Source organism: Streptomyces sp. NPDC007264 (assembly GCF_042869095.1).
In the GTDB taxonomy this organism is placed as follows: Bacteria; Actinomycetota; Actinomycetes; order Streptomycetales; family Streptomycetaceae; genus Streptomyces.
Genome location: NZ_JBIAFD010000006.1, coordinates 433,606 through 448,278 on the forward strand (window position 1 = coordinate 433,606; position 14,673 = coordinate 448,278).

At 72.7% G+C, this 14,673-nt stretch carries 12 protein-coding genes; 4 read left to right on the forward strand and 8 right to left on the reverse strand.

The features are described 5' to 3' along the window. Positions 1-170: 170 nt before the first annotated feature. Complete coding sequence (locus tag ACFYMU_RS13390; RefSeq protein ID WP_388372196.1) at positions 171-1,967, forward strand: AMP-dependent synthetase/ligase; 1,797 nt, start codon at positions 171-173, stop codon at positions 1,965-1,967. Positions 1,968-1,986: 19 nt separating this feature from the next. On the opposite strand, the gene ACFYMU_RS13395 is transcribed toward ACFYMU_RS13390, so the two are convergent. Then, positions 1,987-3,624: a GMC oxidoreductase gene (locus ACFYMU_RS13395; protein WP_388372198.1), complete on the reverse strand. Its 1,638-nt coding sequence runs from the start codon at positions 3,622-3,624 to the stop codon at positions 1,987-1,989. Positions 3,625-3,750: 126 nt separating this feature from the next. Beyond that, positions 3,751-4,893 carry a glycosyltransferase family 4 protein gene (locus ACFYMU_RS13400; RefSeq protein WP_388372200.1) on the reverse strand — a complete coding sequence of 381 codons (1,143 nt, stop codon included), beginning with the start codon at positions 4,891-4,893 and terminating at the stop codon, positions 3,751-3,753. 141 nt (positions 4,894-5,034) lie between these two features. Between ACFYMU_RS13400 and ACFYMU_RS13405 the strand changes: the two genes are divergently transcribed. Next, positions 5,035-6,267 carry a glycosyltransferase 87 family protein gene (locus ACFYMU_RS13405; protein WP_388372202.1) on the forward strand — a complete coding sequence of 411 codons (1,233 nt, stop codon included), beginning with the start codon at positions 5,035-5,037 and terminating at the stop codon, positions 6,265-6,267. A gap of 52 nt (positions 6,268-6,319) precedes the next feature. Here the strand turns inward: ACFYMU_RS13405 and ACFYMU_RS13410 are convergent, their stop codons facing one another. The 5 genes from ACFYMU_RS13410 to ACFYMU_RS13430 all read right to left on the reverse strand — a co-directional run bounded on the left by ACFYMU_RS13410 (position 6,320) and on the right by ACFYMU_RS13430 (position 11,830). Continuing rightward, a complete protein-coding gene (locus ACFYMU_RS13410; protein WP_388372204.1) occupies positions 6,320-7,540 on the reverse strand; it encodes a hypothetical protein in 1,221 nt (406 codons plus the stop codon). Positions 7,541-7,583: 43 nt separating this feature from the next. After that, complete coding sequence (locus ACFYMU_RS13415) at positions 7,584-8,603, reverse strand: NlpC/P60 family protein (RefSeq protein ID WP_388372206.1); 1,020 nt, start codon at positions 8,601-8,603, stop codon at positions 7,584-7,586. 228 nt (positions 8,604-8,831) lie between these two features. Continuing rightward, positions 8,832-9,866: an NlpC/P60 family protein gene (locus ACFYMU_RS13420; RefSeq protein ID WP_388372208.1), complete on the reverse strand. Its 1,035-nt coding sequence runs from the start codon at positions 9,864-9,866 to the stop codon at positions 8,832-8,834. 340 nt (positions 9,867-10,206) lie between these two features. Next, positions 10,207-11,556, reverse strand: a complete 1,350-nt coding sequence (locus tag ACFYMU_RS13425) for an NYN domain-containing protein (protein ID WP_388372210.1) — start codon at positions 11,554-11,556, stop codon at positions 10,207-10,209. Between the two features lie 34 nt (positions 11,557-11,590). Further along, entirely contained in the window at positions 11,591-11,830 is a 240-nt protein-coding gene (locus tag ACFYMU_RS13430) for a hypothetical protein (protein ID WP_388372212.1), read from the reverse strand. Between the two features lie 156 nt (positions 11,831-11,986). Between ACFYMU_RS13430 and ACFYMU_RS13435 the strand changes: the two genes are divergently transcribed. Together ACFYMU_RS13435 and ACFYMU_RS13440 are read left to right on the forward strand one after the other, a co-directional pair. Further along, positions 11,987-12,718 (forward strand): rhomboid family intramembrane serine protease, encoded by a 732-nt coding sequence (locus tag ACFYMU_RS13435; protein ID WP_388372213.1) that lies wholly within the window; start codon positions 11,987-11,989, stop codon positions 12,716-12,718. Then, positions 12,715-12,996: an Lrp/AsnC family transcriptional regulator gene (locus tag ACFYMU_RS13440; RefSeq protein ID WP_388372215.1), complete on the forward strand. Its 282-nt coding sequence runs from the start codon at positions 12,715-12,717 to the stop codon at positions 12,994-12,996. The genes ACFYMU_RS13435 and ACFYMU_RS13440 overlap by 4 nt, the downstream gene beginning before the upstream one ends. Positions 12,997-13,099: 103 nt before the next feature. Here the strand turns inward: ACFYMU_RS13440 and ACFYMU_RS13445 are convergent, their stop codons facing one another. Next, positions 13,100-14,452 carry an aminotransferase class V-fold PLP-dependent enzyme gene (locus tag ACFYMU_RS13445; RefSeq protein ID WP_388372217.1) on the reverse strand — a complete coding sequence of 451 codons (1,353 nt, stop codon included), beginning with the start codon at positions 14,450-14,452 and terminating at the stop codon, positions 13,100-13,102. Positions 14,453-14,673 lie beyond the last annotated feature (221 nt).

Below are 14,673 nucleotides of genomic sequence, written 5' to 3' on the forward strand. Positions count from 1 at the left end.
CCCCCTGTCGGAGAAGCCATACCGGCGGGTAACGTCCGGGCAGTCCAGTCGTGCTCAGGGTTTCAACCAACGACGTCGGAGGAAGAACCCTGCGCACCTCCCCGAGCCTTGGACCGCACCGTCGCAGCACACGGAGTCGTGGCGTCGGCGCCCTATGAGGAGCAGCAGTCTTGCGCGAGTTCAGCCTTCCGGCTTTGTACGAGGTCCCTGCGGACGGAAATCTCACCGACATCGTCCGCAGAAACGCCGCGCAGCACCCCGACGTCGCCGTCATCGCCCGCAAGGTCGGCGGGCAGTGGCAGGACGTCACCGCCGTCGTCTTCCTCGCCGAGGTGCGGGCCGCGGCGAAGGGGCTCATCGCCTCCGGTGTGCAGCCGGGCGACCGGGTGGGGCTGATGTCGCGCACCCGCTACGAGTGGACGCTGCTCGACTTCGCGATCTGGAGCGCGGGCGCCATCACCGTACCGGTGTACGAGACCAGCTCGCCGGAGCAGGTGGAGTGGATCCTCAGTGACTCCGGCGCCACCGCCTGCGTCGTGGAGCTGGACGCCCACGCCGCGGCCGTCGAGTCGGTGCGCGACCGGCTGCCGGCCCTCAAGCACGTCTGGCAGATCGAGGCCGGGGGCGTTCAGGAGCTGGGCCGGGCCGGCCGGGACGTCAGCGACGAGACGGTCGAGGAGCGCAGCTCGATCGCCCGGGCCGACGACCCCGCGACGATCGTCTACACCAGCGGGACCACCGGGCGTCCCAAGGGCTGTGTGCTCACCCACCGCAGCTTCTTCGCCGAGTGCGGGAACATCGTCGAGCGGCTGCGCCCCCTCTTCCGTACGGGCGAGTGCTCCGTCCTGCTGTTCCTGCCGCTGGCGCATGTCTTCGGGCGGCTGGTGCAGGTGGCGCCGATGATGGCGCCGATCAAGCTGGGCTGTGTCCCGGACATCAAGAACCTCACCGACGAACTCGCTGCGTTCCGGCCGACGCTGATCCTCGGGGTGCCGCGCGTCTTCGAGAAGGTCTACAACTCGGCGCGCGCCAAGGCGCAGGCCGACGGCAAGGGGAAGATCTTCGACAAGGCGGCGGACGCGGCGATCGCCTACAGCCGCGCCCTGGACACCCCGTCCGGACCGCCCCTCGGTCTGAGGATCAAGCACAAGGCGTTCGACAAGCTCGTCTACGGCAAGCTGCGCGCGGTGCTGGGCGGCCGCGGCGAGTACGCCATCTCCGGCGGCGCCCCGCTCGGCGAGCGCCTGGGCCACTTCTTCCGCGGCATCGGCTTCACGGTCCTGGAGGGCTACGGCCTGACCGAGTCCTGCGCGGCGACCGCGTTCAACCCCTGGGACCGGCAGAAGATCGGTACGGTCGGCCAGCCGCTGCCGGGTTCCGTGATCCGCATCGCGGACGACGGCGAGGTGCTGCTGCACGGCGAGCACCTGTTCAAGGGGTACTGGAACAACGAGGCCGCGACCGCCGAGGCGCTGGCCGACGGCTGGTTCCACACCGGTGACATCGGCACCCTCGACGAGGACGGCTATCTGAGGATCACCGGCCGCAAGAAGGAGATCATCGTCACCGCGGGCGGCAAGAACGTCGCCCCGGCCGTGATAGAGGACCGCATCCGGGCGCACGCCCTGGTCCAGGAGTGCATGGTGGTGGGCGACGGGCGGCCGTTCGTGGGCGCGCTGATCACCCTCGACGAGGAGTTCCTGGAGCGCTGGGCCGCCGAGCACGGCAAGCCGGCGGGCTCCACCGCGGCGTCGCTGCGCGAGGACCCGGATCTGCACGCGGCGATCCAGGACGCGGTCGACGACGGCAACGCCGCGGTGTCGAAGGCGGAATCGGTGCGGAAGTTCCGCATTCTTCCCTCCCAGTTCACCGAGGAGTCCGGCCACCTCACGCCGTCCCTGAAGCTCAAGCGCACCGTGGTGACGAAGGACTTCGCGGACGAGATCGAGGCGATCTACCGGAAGTAGCGGGCCCCACGACCTCACGTCATGGCGCGATGTCCTCGGCGAGGACCCGCGCCATGGTGCGTTCCGCGAGCGCGGTGATGGTGAGGAACGGGTTGACGCCGATGGATCCCGGCACGAGCGAGCCGTCGGTGACGTACAGCCTCGGGTAGCCCTTCACCCGGCCGTGGTCGTCGGTCGCCCGGCCCAGGACGCAGCCGCCGAGCGGGTGGTAGGTGAAGTCGTCGGCGAACGCCTTGCTCGCGGAGCCGAAGAGGTCGTAGCGGTAGATCGTCACGTTGGCCGCGTTGATCCGGTCGAAGAGCTTCTTCGCCATCCGCACGGACACGGCGCTCTGGTCGGCCGTCCAGCCCAGTCTCGCGGAATCCGTCGCCGGGTCGTACGAGAACGAGGCGCGCTGCGGGTTCTTGGTGATCGCCAGGTAGAGGCTCACCCAGTGCTCCAGGCCCATGGGCAGGGGGGCGATCTCCGCGAAGACGGGGTTGTCGGCGTTGGCCCAGTCGTCGATGCCCAGGACGGGGATGGTGGACTCGTCGGCGCCGACCGTGTCCCAGATGTGGTTGGCACGGCCGAGCATCACGTTGCCGTTCGTTCCCCAGCCGGTGCCGACGCTCGCGTCGAGTGCGGGCAGGGCGCCGGTCTCCCGGGCCCGCACCAGCAGCTCGGTGGTGCCGAGGCTGCCGGCGCCGAGGAAGAGGTAGGTGCACGAGTACTGCCTGGTCCCGACGACCGCGCCGCTGTAGTCGATCCGGTCGGCGGTCAGCAGATACGTCCCGTCGGCCTGCCGCCGGATCTCCCGGACCCGCTCCAGGGTGTTGATCGTGACGTTGCCGGTGCCGATCGCGGAGGCCAGATAGGTCTTGTCGAGGCTGCGTTTGCCGTGGTTGTTGCCGTAGATGACCTCTGCGGCCAGCGCGGACCTGGTCACCGTGCCGGCCGCCTCCTGCCGCATGTAGTCGAAGTCGTAGACGTTGGGCACGAAGGTGGTCTTCAGACCGGCGTTCGCCGCGGCCTTCCGGGAGGTGCGGGCGAAGCGGTACCACTCCGTCGACTCGAACCAGTCGGGGTCGACGGTGTTGACGCCGAGCACGGCGCGGGCGCGCGGGAAGTAGGTGCCGTACATCTCGGTGGCGTCGACGGTGGGGAACTGTTCGCTGAAGTACGACTGGACGGGGGTGACGGCCATCCCGCCGTTGACGAGGGAGCCGCCGCCGACGCCCCGTCCCACGTACACGGACATGGCGTCGAAGTGCACCCGGTCGAGGACGCCGGGGTAGGAGCTGATGTCCTTGTTGACGAGGTCCAGCCACAGGAAGGTGGCGAGCGGCGCCTCGGTGCGCGTGCGGAACCACATCGAGCGCTGGTCCGGGGTGCGGGTGGAGCAGAAGACGTTGCCGTCGGGGCCGGCGGTGTTCCACAGCCGGCCCATCTCCAGGACCAGGGTGCGGATGCCGGCCTGGCCGAGGCGCAGGGCGGCCACGGCGCCGCCGTAGCCGGAGCCGATGACGACGGCGGGGACGGATTCGACCGCTGCGGGCTCGAGCGCTCGTGCGGACTGCAGGCCGATGCGCGTGAAGCCCAGGGCGGCCGCCGTCTGAAGGGCGGCGATGCCGAGTAAGTGACGTCTACTCAGATGACGATGCGTCAGGTTCGGTGTCATGTACGCAGCATCGGCGGATTTCGGGCTTCCGCCTAGGGGTCTGCCCAGGGGTCTGTTCCGGGGCCTGTTCCGGGGCCTGTTCCGGGGTCTGTTCCGGGCGCGCATGCCGGGTGTCCGGGCGGGCGCCTACAGCAGGTCCCTGAGCCGTTCCGCCAGCAGGTCCCAGCGCCACTTCTCCTCGACCCACTGCCGGCCCCGCTCCCCCATCCGGCGCCGCAGCTCCGGGTCGCCGAGGAGGGTGACGATGCGGTCCGCGGTCTCCTCCGCCGAACCACCGCGGACCACCCAGCCCGTCTCGCCGTCCAGCACCGCGTCCGGCGCACCGCCCGAGTCGCCGGCGACCACCGGGAGGCCCGTGGCGGACGCCTCCAGATAGACGATGCCGAGACCCTCGACGTCCAGGCCGCCCCGGCGGGTGCGGCACGGCATCGCGAAGACGTCGCCCGCCCCGTAGTGCGCCGGCAGCTCCGACCACGGCACGGCGCCCGTGAAGCGGACCGCGCCCGCGACCCGGGTCTCGTACGCGAGCCTGCGCAGGTCCCGCTCGTACGGCCCGCCCCCGACGATCAGCAGCACCGCGTCCGGCTCCTTGGCCAGGATCCGCGGCATCGCCCGGATGAGGGTGTCCTGGCCCTTGCGCGGGACCAGCCGGGACACGCAGACCACCACCGGGCGGTCCGTGAACCCCAGGCGGGCCCGCACCTGGTCGCCGCCCGAGCCGGGGTGGAACGTCTTCTCGTCGACCCCCGGCGGCAGCTGCACCATCCGCCCGGCCGCCGCGGGCGTCAGCGCGGAGGCTATCCGCGAGCGCGTGTACTCGCCCAGGTAGGTGATCGTGTCCGTGGCCTCGCCGATCCGGCGCAGCAGGCCGCGCGCCGCGGGCAGCTGCGCCCACCCCGCCTCGTGGCCGTGCGTGGTCGCCACCAGGCGCTCGGCCCCCGCCCGCCGCAGCGCGGGCGCCATCAGGCCGAGCGGCGCCGCCGCCCCGAACCACACCGACGTGCAGCCGTGCTCCCGCAGCAGCCCGACCGCCCTCCGGGTGGCTCCCGGCGTCGGCAGCAGCATCGTGGTCCGGTCCCGTACGACGGGGAAGGGCTGCTCGGCGTCGAAGGCGGCCGTCGCCTCGGCGCCCTCCCTGCCGCGCTTCCAGGTGGAGGCGTAGACGACGAGCCGCCCGGGGTCCAGGCGCAGCGCCATGTTGTGCAGGAACGCCTGGATGCCGCCCGGGCGGGGCGGGAAGTCGTTGGTCACGATCAGCGTCTTGTGCATCGCCGTCGACAGTACCGAACTCGGCGTGCGGCCGTCCCCGCCGCCGAGTGCGGCCGCGCTTCATGGCCCCGGCACGGGCTGACGCGGAATCATGGCCCCTCACGGCACCAACGGCACGGAACGGCACGAACAGGGGCTCAGGTGGGCATCACGGACACACGACGGTTTCCGGTCGGGCTCCTCGTCACCTGGGGCCTGAGCAGGCTGGCGCTGCTGCTCTTCGTGTTCAAGGTGCGCGTCTTCCCCGGCCCGGACGTCACCACCGACGTCTCCGTGATCTACCACGGCTGGTACGGCACCCTGCGCACCGGGGCCTTCCCGGACGACGACGTCACCTGGCAGTACCCGCCCGCCGCCGCGCTCGCGATCCTCTCCCCCGCGCTGCTGCCCTTCCTCGACTACGCGCAGGGCTTCTACGTCCTGGCCTTCCTCGCCGACCTCGCGGTCTTCTGCCTGCTGCAGTCCGCGGGCCTGCGCCCCGGCAGGACGCTGCGCGGCGCCTGGGTCTGGGCGGTCGGCGTCGCACTGCTCGGCCCGACCGTCTACGCGCGCTACGACGTGCTGGTGACGGCGGTGGCGGTCGCCGCGCTGCTGGCCGGGACCCGCCACCCGCGGACGATGGGCGCGCTGTCGGGCCTCGGCGCCCTGCTGAAGGTGTGGCCCGCGCTGCTGCTGGTGGCCGCCGTCGGGCGCCGGGCCTGGCTGTCCGCGGCGGCGGTGGCCGGGGGTCTCGCCCTGCTCCTGGGTCTGACGATGCCCGGCGCCTTCTCCTTCCTGACCTCCCAGCGCGACCGCGGCACGGAGGTCGAGTCGGTGGGCTCGCTGGTCTTCCACCTGGCCCGGCACTTCGGCTGGAGCGGCCGGGTGGTCTTCCACTACGGCTCGGTGGAGTTCGTCGGCCCGTACGTCGACTGGGTCAGCGCCGCCGCTCTGCTGCTGTCCGTGAGCGCCTTCGGCTGGCTGCTGCTGTGGCGCACGAGCGTCCGGCGCATGCCGGTGCACACGCTTGCGGACGCGGCCTTCGTGGCGGTGCTGATGTCCACGGTCACCAGCCGGGTGATCAGCCCCCAGTACATGGTGTGGCTGGTCGGGCTCGCGGCCGTCTGCCTGTGCTTCCACGGCAGCCGGATGGCGCTGCCCGCCGGGCTGGTCCTGGCCGCCTGCCCGGCCACCGTCCTGGAGTTTCCCGTCCTCTTCGCGGACGTCGTCACCGGTGACGGGCCGGGCGTCGCCGTGCTGCTCGTGCGCAACGGCCTGCTGGTGCTCGCCACGGTGACCGCCGCCCGGCAGCTGTGGCTCGGCACCGTCTCCCGGCCCGCCCCGACCGTGCCGCCTCAGGCCGCCCGCACCCAGGAGATGCTCACCCCCTCCTGACGGCACGCCGGCAGGAGCGGCGCGCCCCACCGAGCGCCACGGCGCCCGCGGATCAGCCCAGACGTGCCTTCAGGTAGGCCCGCCACTGCCGGGTGAACGCCTCCGGCGTCGTGCCGAGCACCTTCTTCAGCGCGTCCTCGACCGCGCCCGCCCGCCGGTGGTGGGCACCCACGGCCCGGTAGAAGTCGTTCAGCCGGGACCGCCCCCAGCGGTCGACGATGAGCCGGCAGGCCATCCAGCCGCCTTCGTACGCCCGCGCCAGCCTCCCCGCGTCCCCGCTGAAGGCGAAGTCGGCGTCCGCCGGCAGCGCGGCCGGCACGCGCCCGAGGGCGACGGAGCGGTCGAGCTCGGGGGCCACCTGGGCGGGTGTGCGGCCGTCGCCGCGGTAGCCGACCCAGTCGGCGTACCCCTCGGACAGCCACAGGGGCGTCGCCGCCGTGGTGACGGCGCGGGTGGCGACGTGGGTGGTCTCGTGGCTGAGGACGACCTGCTTGCCCGAGCCGCCCAGCATCGCGTACGCGTCGGGGTTGACGACGATCCGGTCCGCGGGCGTCTGCCCGGTGCCCCCCGCCTCGCCGGTCGTGACCGCCGCGATCCCCCGGTAGTCGGACGCCGGCGCGCCGAGCAGCCCCGCCATGGCCTCCAGCGACCGCGGGACGACCACCACGACGTGCCCCGGCCAGCGGGCGCCCCAGGCGCCGTCGACGGCGGGTACCGCCCGGTCCGCGAGACGCGCGTAGCCGCGCAGGACGCGCCGCGGCTGCCCCACCCCGAGGACCAGACTGCGCGTGCCGCGGACCGTCTCGACCACGCCCTGTTCCCACAGCTGCTCGGGGGCCCTGCGGGCGGGCTCGTCGGAGCCGACGTACCAGCGCCCGTCGGTGCGGACGAGCCGCAGCACCCGGGCGGTGGTGACCGGCACCCGGTCGTAGCCCTCGACCCGGTAGCGCAGCTCGGCGTCGGCGGTGGCCCGGTCGCCGGTGCGGTGCAGGGCGGTGAGGCGGTACGACCACGCGGCCAGGGGCAGGGCGCGCAGGTTGTCGAACCCGGCGGCACCGGCTACGGGCCGTCCCGCGGCGTCACCGGTGGGGGCCTGGGTGGCGAGGAACGCGGGCCGGTCCCGGTGCAGTACGGCCGTCGCCCGGTGGTCGAGCAGCCGCTGCACGGCGGTCGCCTGGGTGTCCGGCGTCGCCGGGGCGCCGCAGCCGGCAGGCCCGGCGAGCAGCAGCGCACAGGCCGCCGCCGTTCCCCGCACACGTCCACGACCGGCCACGCGCCGATGGTACGCGGCGGTCCCGGCCGGCCGGGTGCCGTGGTCAGGGTCTGATGACCGACGAGACCGGCATCATGCCGACCGGGTCGTAGCGCACGGCGGCCCCCGGGTGGGGTGCGTGGATGACACGGCCTCCCCCGACGTACATCGCCACATGGCTGGCGTCGGAGCGATAGACGACCAGGTCGCCGGGGCGGGCCCCGGACAGCGGCACCTGGTGGCCGGCGTACCGCTGCTGCTGCGAGGTGCGCGGCAGTCCGACGCCCGCCCTCGCGTACGCCCACTGCATCAGGCCCGAGCAGTCGAAGCCGCCGGGCCCGTTGGCCCCCCACACGTACGGGCGGCCGAGGGCGGAGCGGGCCGCCGCGACGGCCGCGGCGGCGCGGCCGCTCGCCGGGGCGGCGGCGGAGAGCCCGGGCAGCGGTCCGCCGGAGCGGGACGCCCGCTCGTAGGCGGCACGCTCCGCGAACGAGAAGGAGTTGAGCAACCGCTGTGCCCTGGCGAGTTTCCGCTCGACGGTCTTCTTGTGCCGCGCCACGGCTCTGCGGCTCTTGTCCAGTTCGGCGAGCTTGTCGGCGACCTGGGCCCGCTCCTGGCCCAACTCGCGCAGCGCCGACCGGAGTTTCCCGAGCTGCCGGGACTGACGGACGCCGATCCGGTCGAGCACGGCGGCCTTGTCGAGGTATTCGTCCGGGTTCTCGGAGAACAGCAGCGCGAGGGTGGGGGCGAGGCCGCCGGAACGGTACTGGATCCCCGCGAGCGCCCCCAGCGCCTCCCGCAGGGTGTTGACGCGGTCCTGCTCCCGGGCGATGCGGTCCTGCGCCTGGCCGACCTGGCGGCGCAGTGAACCGGCCCGCTCCTCGGCCCTGTTGTACGCCTCGGTGGCCTGCTCGGCCTCCCGGTACAGCCGGTCCACCGCGGCCCGGGGGCCCTCGTACGGTGCGGCGTCCGCCGGTACGGTGCCGAGTGCCGCGGCGACGGCCGCCGCGGCGGACAGGACGGCGGCTGTGGCGCCACGGCCCCGGCCGAGGCCGGATGGTGCAAGGCGGCGATGGGACCCCACGACCGGTCGCACTCCCTTCCGCTGGACGAACCCCCGCCGAACGGCCGGGGGAAGAACGCGGCAGACAGTAGCCGGGTGATCACTCGGGGACCAAAGAACCACGAAGGGTCGTGACATGCGATGTCCCGCCGCTGACGCAGGTCATCGGCGGGACGCGGGGTCAGCGGGAGCCGCTGGAATTCGCCCGTTCGGGCGGGCGCAGAGGCCGTGGGCGGACGTCGGACGACGTCAGATGCGGACGCCGAACTGGAACGGCATGTTGCCGATCGACTCGTAGCGCACGACGGTTCCGGTGCGCGGGGCGTGCAGCACCTGGCCGTTGCCCGCGTACAGGCCCACGTGGTGCTGGTCGCTGTAGAAGATGACCAGGTCGCCGACCTTGAGGTCGCTGGTGCTGTAGATGCGGGTACCGGCGTTGGCCTGCGCCTGCGAGGTGCGGGGTATGGAGACACCGGCCTGGGCGTAGGCCCAGGAGGTCAGACCCGAGCAGTCGAACGAGGAGGGGCCGGAGGCGCCGTAGACGTAGGGCGAACCGATCTTGCTCTGCGCGGCGGAGAACGCGGCGGCGGCCCGGCCGGAGGCGGGGGTGCCGGTGCCGCTGAGGGCGCTGCGCTCGCTGGCACGGCTGGCACGGCTCTGCTCGGACTGGAGGGCCGCCCGTTCCGCGGCGGTGAGGCTGTTGAGGAGCTTCTGCGCCTCGGCGAGCTTCCCCTGGACTTCCTTCTTCTTCTTGCCGAGCTCGGTGCGGGTGTCGGCGAGGTCCTTGAGCTTGTCGGAGGCTTCCTTGCGCTCCTGGGCCAGCTCGCGCTGCTTCTCCTGGATCTTCTTCAGCGCCTCGACCTGCTGGCTGCTCAACTGGTCGAGCGTGGAGGCCTTGTCGAGGAAGTCGTCCGGGTTCGAGGAGAGGAAGAGCTGCACCGAGGGATCGATGCTGCCGGTGCGGTACTGGGCGCTGGCCATCGTGCCGATGCCGTCGCGCAGCTGGTTGAGGTCGTCCTGGCCGCGGGCGACCTTGTCCTGGAGGGTGGAGATCTGCTTCTCGAGCTTCTCCTGCTTCTCCTTGGCCCCGTTGTACTTCTCGGTGGCCTTCTCCGCCTCTTCGTAGAGCTTGTCGACCTTGGACTTGACCTCGTCCTTGCTCGGCTTCGCGCTGGGGGCGGCGCTGGCGGCCTGGGCGCTGAGCGCCACGGCGGCGGCGGCGACGCTGGTGAGCACGGTCACACGTGCGCGGTTCGGCTGCTTGGGTCGACGGTGGGACGCCACGAAGGCGAGCTCCTTCTTCCTCCAGCCGCCTACCGACACGCCGGCGGGCGGTGCCCCTCCGCCGTCACTCCCGATGAGTGATCACCCGAGCGGAGGTTCGAGGCCAGACCCTAGTGACCTACTTGTGATCAGTTCAAATCCTCGCGGCAAAAAAGTCCGTCCCGACGTGCATTCTTTGCATTCAACTCACATGCAGTGACATCCGCTTGACCCTACGTTGCGTAAAGGTCTCGCCAATTCGGGCATCCCCGACCGATGTTGCGCTTGGTGCTTTCGGTACTCATGGGACGTACCGGCGCGCGGACCCGGAGCAGTGCCGCTCCCGGGGAGAGACCGGCGGTCAGCCGCGGGACAGACGCTTCAGCAGCATCGCCGACGCGACCGGGCGCGCCCCCGCCCTGGCGATCCCGTCGGCCACCTCACGGTCGGTGGAGGCGACGATGACCGGCCGCCCCGGCGGCTCGGCGCGCACCAGCTGCCGGATCAACTCGTCGGCGGTCACACCCGGCTTGGAGAACAGCACCCGCACCCCCCGCGGCGGCGCGAGCAGCACGGGCGCGGCCAGTTCGGCCCCGTCGAAGACGCAGGTGACCTCGGCACCGGTCTGCGCGGCGAGCTGCGAGAGCTGCCCGAGCAGCCTGAGCCGCTGCTTCTCCAGCGGCATCTGCGGATAGCCGGTCTTGGTCACGTTGTAGCCGTCGACGACCAGATGCGCCTGCGGCAGCGCCAGCAACTGGTCCAGGATCGCGGGATCGTGTTCGGACAGGGCACGGGCGGCGATGTCCTTGGGGGTCATACGTCCCGGTTCGACCGCGTCCACGGTCTGAGCCGGCCGGACCGACACCGGCGGCAGCGCCAGCTCCCGCCGCAGCCCCTGGGCCGCCTCCAGCACCGTGTCGAGCAGCAGCCGTACCCGCATGTCCTCGACGCTGCGCCCCTCGCGCGCCGCCCTGCGGGTGGCCTCGAGGGCCGCCTCCGCCTCGGCGAGGCGCGACTTGAGCCGCCGGTTCTCGCTCTCGGCCGCGGACACCTGGGCCTGGCTCTCGGCGCGCACGGCCTCGATCTCCCCCTGGACCTTGCGCAGCGCGGCCTCGCCGCGCTTGACGTCGCTGAGTGCGGCGCGCAGTTTGCGCTGGAGCGATTCGGCTTCCTTGCGCGCCGAGTCCAGCTCCGGGCGCAGCCGCTCGGCCTCGGCGCGGGTCTGGTCGCGGGCGGCCGCCAGTTCCCCGCGCAGCCGCTCCAGCTCGGCCCGGCTCTCCTCGTCGGCACGCTCGGCGTCCGCGCGCTGCGCCTCCTCGCCGGCGGCGGTCACCAGCTTCACCCAGCCCGGCGGGCGCAGCACGTAGGCCGCGGCCGCCACGTCCAGCGGGTCCGCGGCCGGGGGCGGTGAGCCGGAGTCGAGGGCGCCGGCGAGCTCCGCCTGGGACTCTCTGAGCCGCTCCCCGATGCGCTGGCGGAACAGCGCGTCCGTCTCCAGCGCCGCCGCCATGGCGTTGCCGGCGAACTTGGCCCGGCGGCTCGGGGTGAACCGGGCGTACTGCCGCAGCTGCGGGGGCAGATCGCCGAGGGTCAGGCCGCCGAAGCCGTCGGACGCGATCTGCACCACCCGGCGGCGCACGCCCTCGGGCAGCGGACGGTCGAGCACCTCAGCGGCGCCGTCGACCGGCTCCCCGCCCGTGGTCTCCACCATCCGTCACCCCAATGCCTGTGCGGGACCGCCTCCCTCAGGAGCCGGAGCCCGGCCTGTCCACGAGTTCCACCTGGTCCACGGCGTTGCACCAGCGGCAACGCACCGACTCGATGGTCTCACTGAGCACCTCACGCTCCTCGACCGTCGGCTCTCCGGCCAGATCGAGGTGCACGTACTCGACGACCTTCGACGAGCGGGTCACGTCGAACCGCGTCAGGTTGCCGCAGAGCGTGCAGCGCCAGCGGGTCTTCTCGGTCGGCAGGGGAACCGTCATCGTGGCTGCTCTTCCTTCTTCCAGTCTCCGTGATGCGCCAGTTTCCCTGGAGCGTGTGGCTCGTAACCCTACGGCCTGGCGGGTACCCGCCGCCCGCCCGTACCTCGCGGCGAGGCACTCTGTGCTGATCGGTCCCGTTACGCCATGCTCTGTTCCATGATCAGCACCTGGAGCAGGGCGGCCGCCCGAGCGCTGCGGAGCCAGCCGGCGCCGATGACCTACGGGCTGATCGCCCTGTGCTGCCTGATCTTCGTGCTCGGGCCGGCCGCGGGACTGAACCCGGCGTACGGGTCGGGGGACGCGCTGCTGGCCGCGCAGCGGGCCTATTTCGCCCGCTGGGGCGTGGTGCCGGTCGAGCTGTTCGGCGGGGCGCCGCGGACCGCGCTCACCCCCGCGACGGCGCTGTTCGTGCACGGCAGCTGGGTACACCTGCTGGGCAACATGCTCTTCCTCTACGTCTTCGGGGCGATGGCCGAGGAGCGGATGGGCCATGCGGAGTTCGCCCTGTTCTACGCGGGCTGCGGCTGCCTCGCACTGCTGGGCTACGCCGCCGCCAACGCCGGATCGGCGCAGACGCTGGTGGGGGCGTCCGGCGCGATCTCCGCGGTCCTCGGCGCCTTTCTGTTCCTGTTCCCCAAGGCCCGGGTGACCAGTCTCTTCCCGTTCCTGCTCTTCCTGCCGCTGCGCTTTCCCGCCTGGGTGGTGCTGCCCTTCTGGGCGACCCTGCAGTGGGTGGCGGCGGGCCGTGCCACGCACGGCCCGGGAGTGGCCTACCTGGCCCACCTGGTGGGCTTCTCCCTGGGGTTCGTCTACGCCTGGGTGCGCTACGGGCGTACGAGTAGGGTGAAACCCCCAGCCCAGGCCCCCGAGGGAGAACGCCAGCCGTGATCACCGCGATCGTGCTCATCAAGACCAGCGTGGACCGGATCCCCGAGATCGCCGAGTCGATCGCCGCGCTGGACTCCGTCAGCGAGGTCTTCTCCGTGACCGGCACCTACGACCTCGTCGCCATGGTGCGGGTGAAGGCCCACGACGACCTGGCCGACGTCATCCCCGGCCGGATCAGCAAGATCCCTGGCGTCCTGGCCACGGACACCCACGTCGCCTTCCGTACGTACTCGCAGCACGACCTGGAGGCGGCGTTCGCGATCGGCCTCGACAACTGAGCGTCCCGCGGGACGTCCGTCGCGCCCGCGTGCCGGTGGCACGGGGGTGCCTCCCGCCCGAAGGCGGTCGAGGGCTCGGGCAGGCCGGTCGGGCGGGTTCCCCTCACTCCTTCGGGGCGCTGCCGGACCTCGCCGCGCCGGGCCGCGCGCCCTCGCGGACGAGCCGTCCCACCGCGCGGCAGAAACGCTCCACGTGCTCGTCGGGCGTGCCCGCGCCGAAGCTGACGCGGATCGCGTCGAGGGGCCGGTCGCCGGGTGCACCGCCGGGGGCGCCGCACGCGTGCCCGCTGCGGGGTTCGCCGCCCAGCAGGAGCCGCACCAGCGGGTGGGCGCAGAACAGGCCGGCGCGGACGCCGATGCCGTACTCGGCGGAGAGCGCGGCGGCGAAGTCGGAGCCGTTCCAGCCCTCGACGACGAAGGAGACGACCCCGACCCGCGGCGCGTCGTCACCGAAGAGGGACAGGACCCTGACCCCCGGGACCTCGGCGAGCCCCTCGCGGACCGTGCGGATCAGCTGCTGCTCGCGGGCGACGAGGGTGTCGAAACCCGCCTCGGTGAGCGCCCTGCAGGCCGAAGCGATGGCGTGGGCGCCGATCACGTTGGGCGATCCGGCCTCGTGCCGCGCGGCGCTCTCGTGCCACTCGACGTCCACTCCCCCGTCCGCGCGGCGGGTGACGCTGCGGCTGGCGCCGCCGCCGGCGAGGTAGGGCTCGGCCTGCCGCAGCCAGTCGGCACGGCCGGCCAGGACGCCCGAGCCGAAGGGGGCGTACAGCTTGTGGCCCGAGAAGGCGACCCAGTCGACGTCGAGGTCGCGGACGGACACCGGGTGGTGCGGGGCCAGCTGGGCGGCGTCCAGCACGATCCGCGCGCCGTGCGCGTGGGCGGCCGCGGCGAGCTCGCGTACGGGCCACAGCTCGCCGGTGACGTTGGAGGCGCCGGTGACGCAGACGAGGGCCGCGTCGTGCGGGGCGCCGTCCGCGAGGGCGCGCTCCAGGGTCGCGACGGCCTGCTGCGGGCTGCGCGGGGCGTCGAGGCAGGTGACCCGGGCGTTCCGCCACGGCAGCAGGGAGGCGTGGTGCTCGGTCTCGAAGACGAAGACCCGGCAGCCGGCCGGAAGGGCGGCGGCGAGCAGGTTCAGGGAGTCGGTGGTGGACCGGGTGAAGACCACCTGGTCGTCCTCGCGGCAGTCGAGGAACCCGGCGACGGTCCCGCGGGCGTTCTCGAACAGGTCGGTGGACAGCCGCGACAGGTGCCCGGCGCCGCGGTGGACGCTGGCGTAGTACGGCGCGTACGCGGCCACGTCGTCCCACACCCGCCGCAGTGCCGGGGCGCTGGCCGCGTAGTCGAGCGCGGCGTGGGTGATCTCGCCGCCCGAGGCGAGCGGAACGGTGATCTCGCTGCCCAGCACGGGCAGCGGGGAGCGGACGGAGGGGGCGACGACGCTGGAGACGGACATGGGTGCACTCCCGTGAAGGCAGGTGGAATCACCGTGCCGGGCGGCACGCCTGAGGGCGCGCGTGGGCGACAGCCGGCACGGAGAGGGTGAAAAGGGGGATGCGGAGGCGGGGCTCTGCGCCCTAGCTGTATTGCCCTGTGAGGTTGGGAACGCGGCTGGCGGGTGGCTGGCCTTTCAGCGCGGTGTGTCCGCGGTGGTGATTGTAGGTGTGCAGCCAGCCG

What these genes read in the sequence shown, in the direction of transcription:
- ACFYMU_RS13425 (WP_388372210.1), bottom strand. Translation starts at nt 11,556, where the DNA reads ATGGTGGAGACCACGGGCGGGGAGCCGGTCGACGGCGCCGCTGAGGTG.
- ACFYMU_RS13430 (WP_388372212.1), bottom strand. Translation starts at nt 11,830, where the DNA reads ATGACGGTTCCCCTGCCGACCGAGAAGACCCGCTGGCGCTGCACGCTC.
- ACFYMU_RS13395 (WP_388372198.1), bottom strand. Translation starts at nt 3,624, where the DNA reads ATGACACCGAACCTGACGCATCGTCATCTGAGTAGACGTCACTTACTC.
- ACFYMU_RS13435 (WP_388372213.1), top strand. Translation starts at nt 11,987, where the DNA reads ATGATCAGCACCTGGAGCAGGGCGGCCGCCCGAGCGCTGCGGAGCCAG.
- ACFYMU_RS13400 (WP_388372200.1), bottom strand. Translation starts at nt 4,893, where the DNA reads ATGCACAAGACGCTGATCGTGACCAACGACTTCCCGCCCCGCCCGGGC.
- ACFYMU_RS13445 (WP_388372217.1), bottom strand. Translation starts at nt 14,452, where the DNA reads ATGTCCGTCTCCAGCGTCGTCGCCCCCTCCGTCCGCTCCCCGCTGCCC.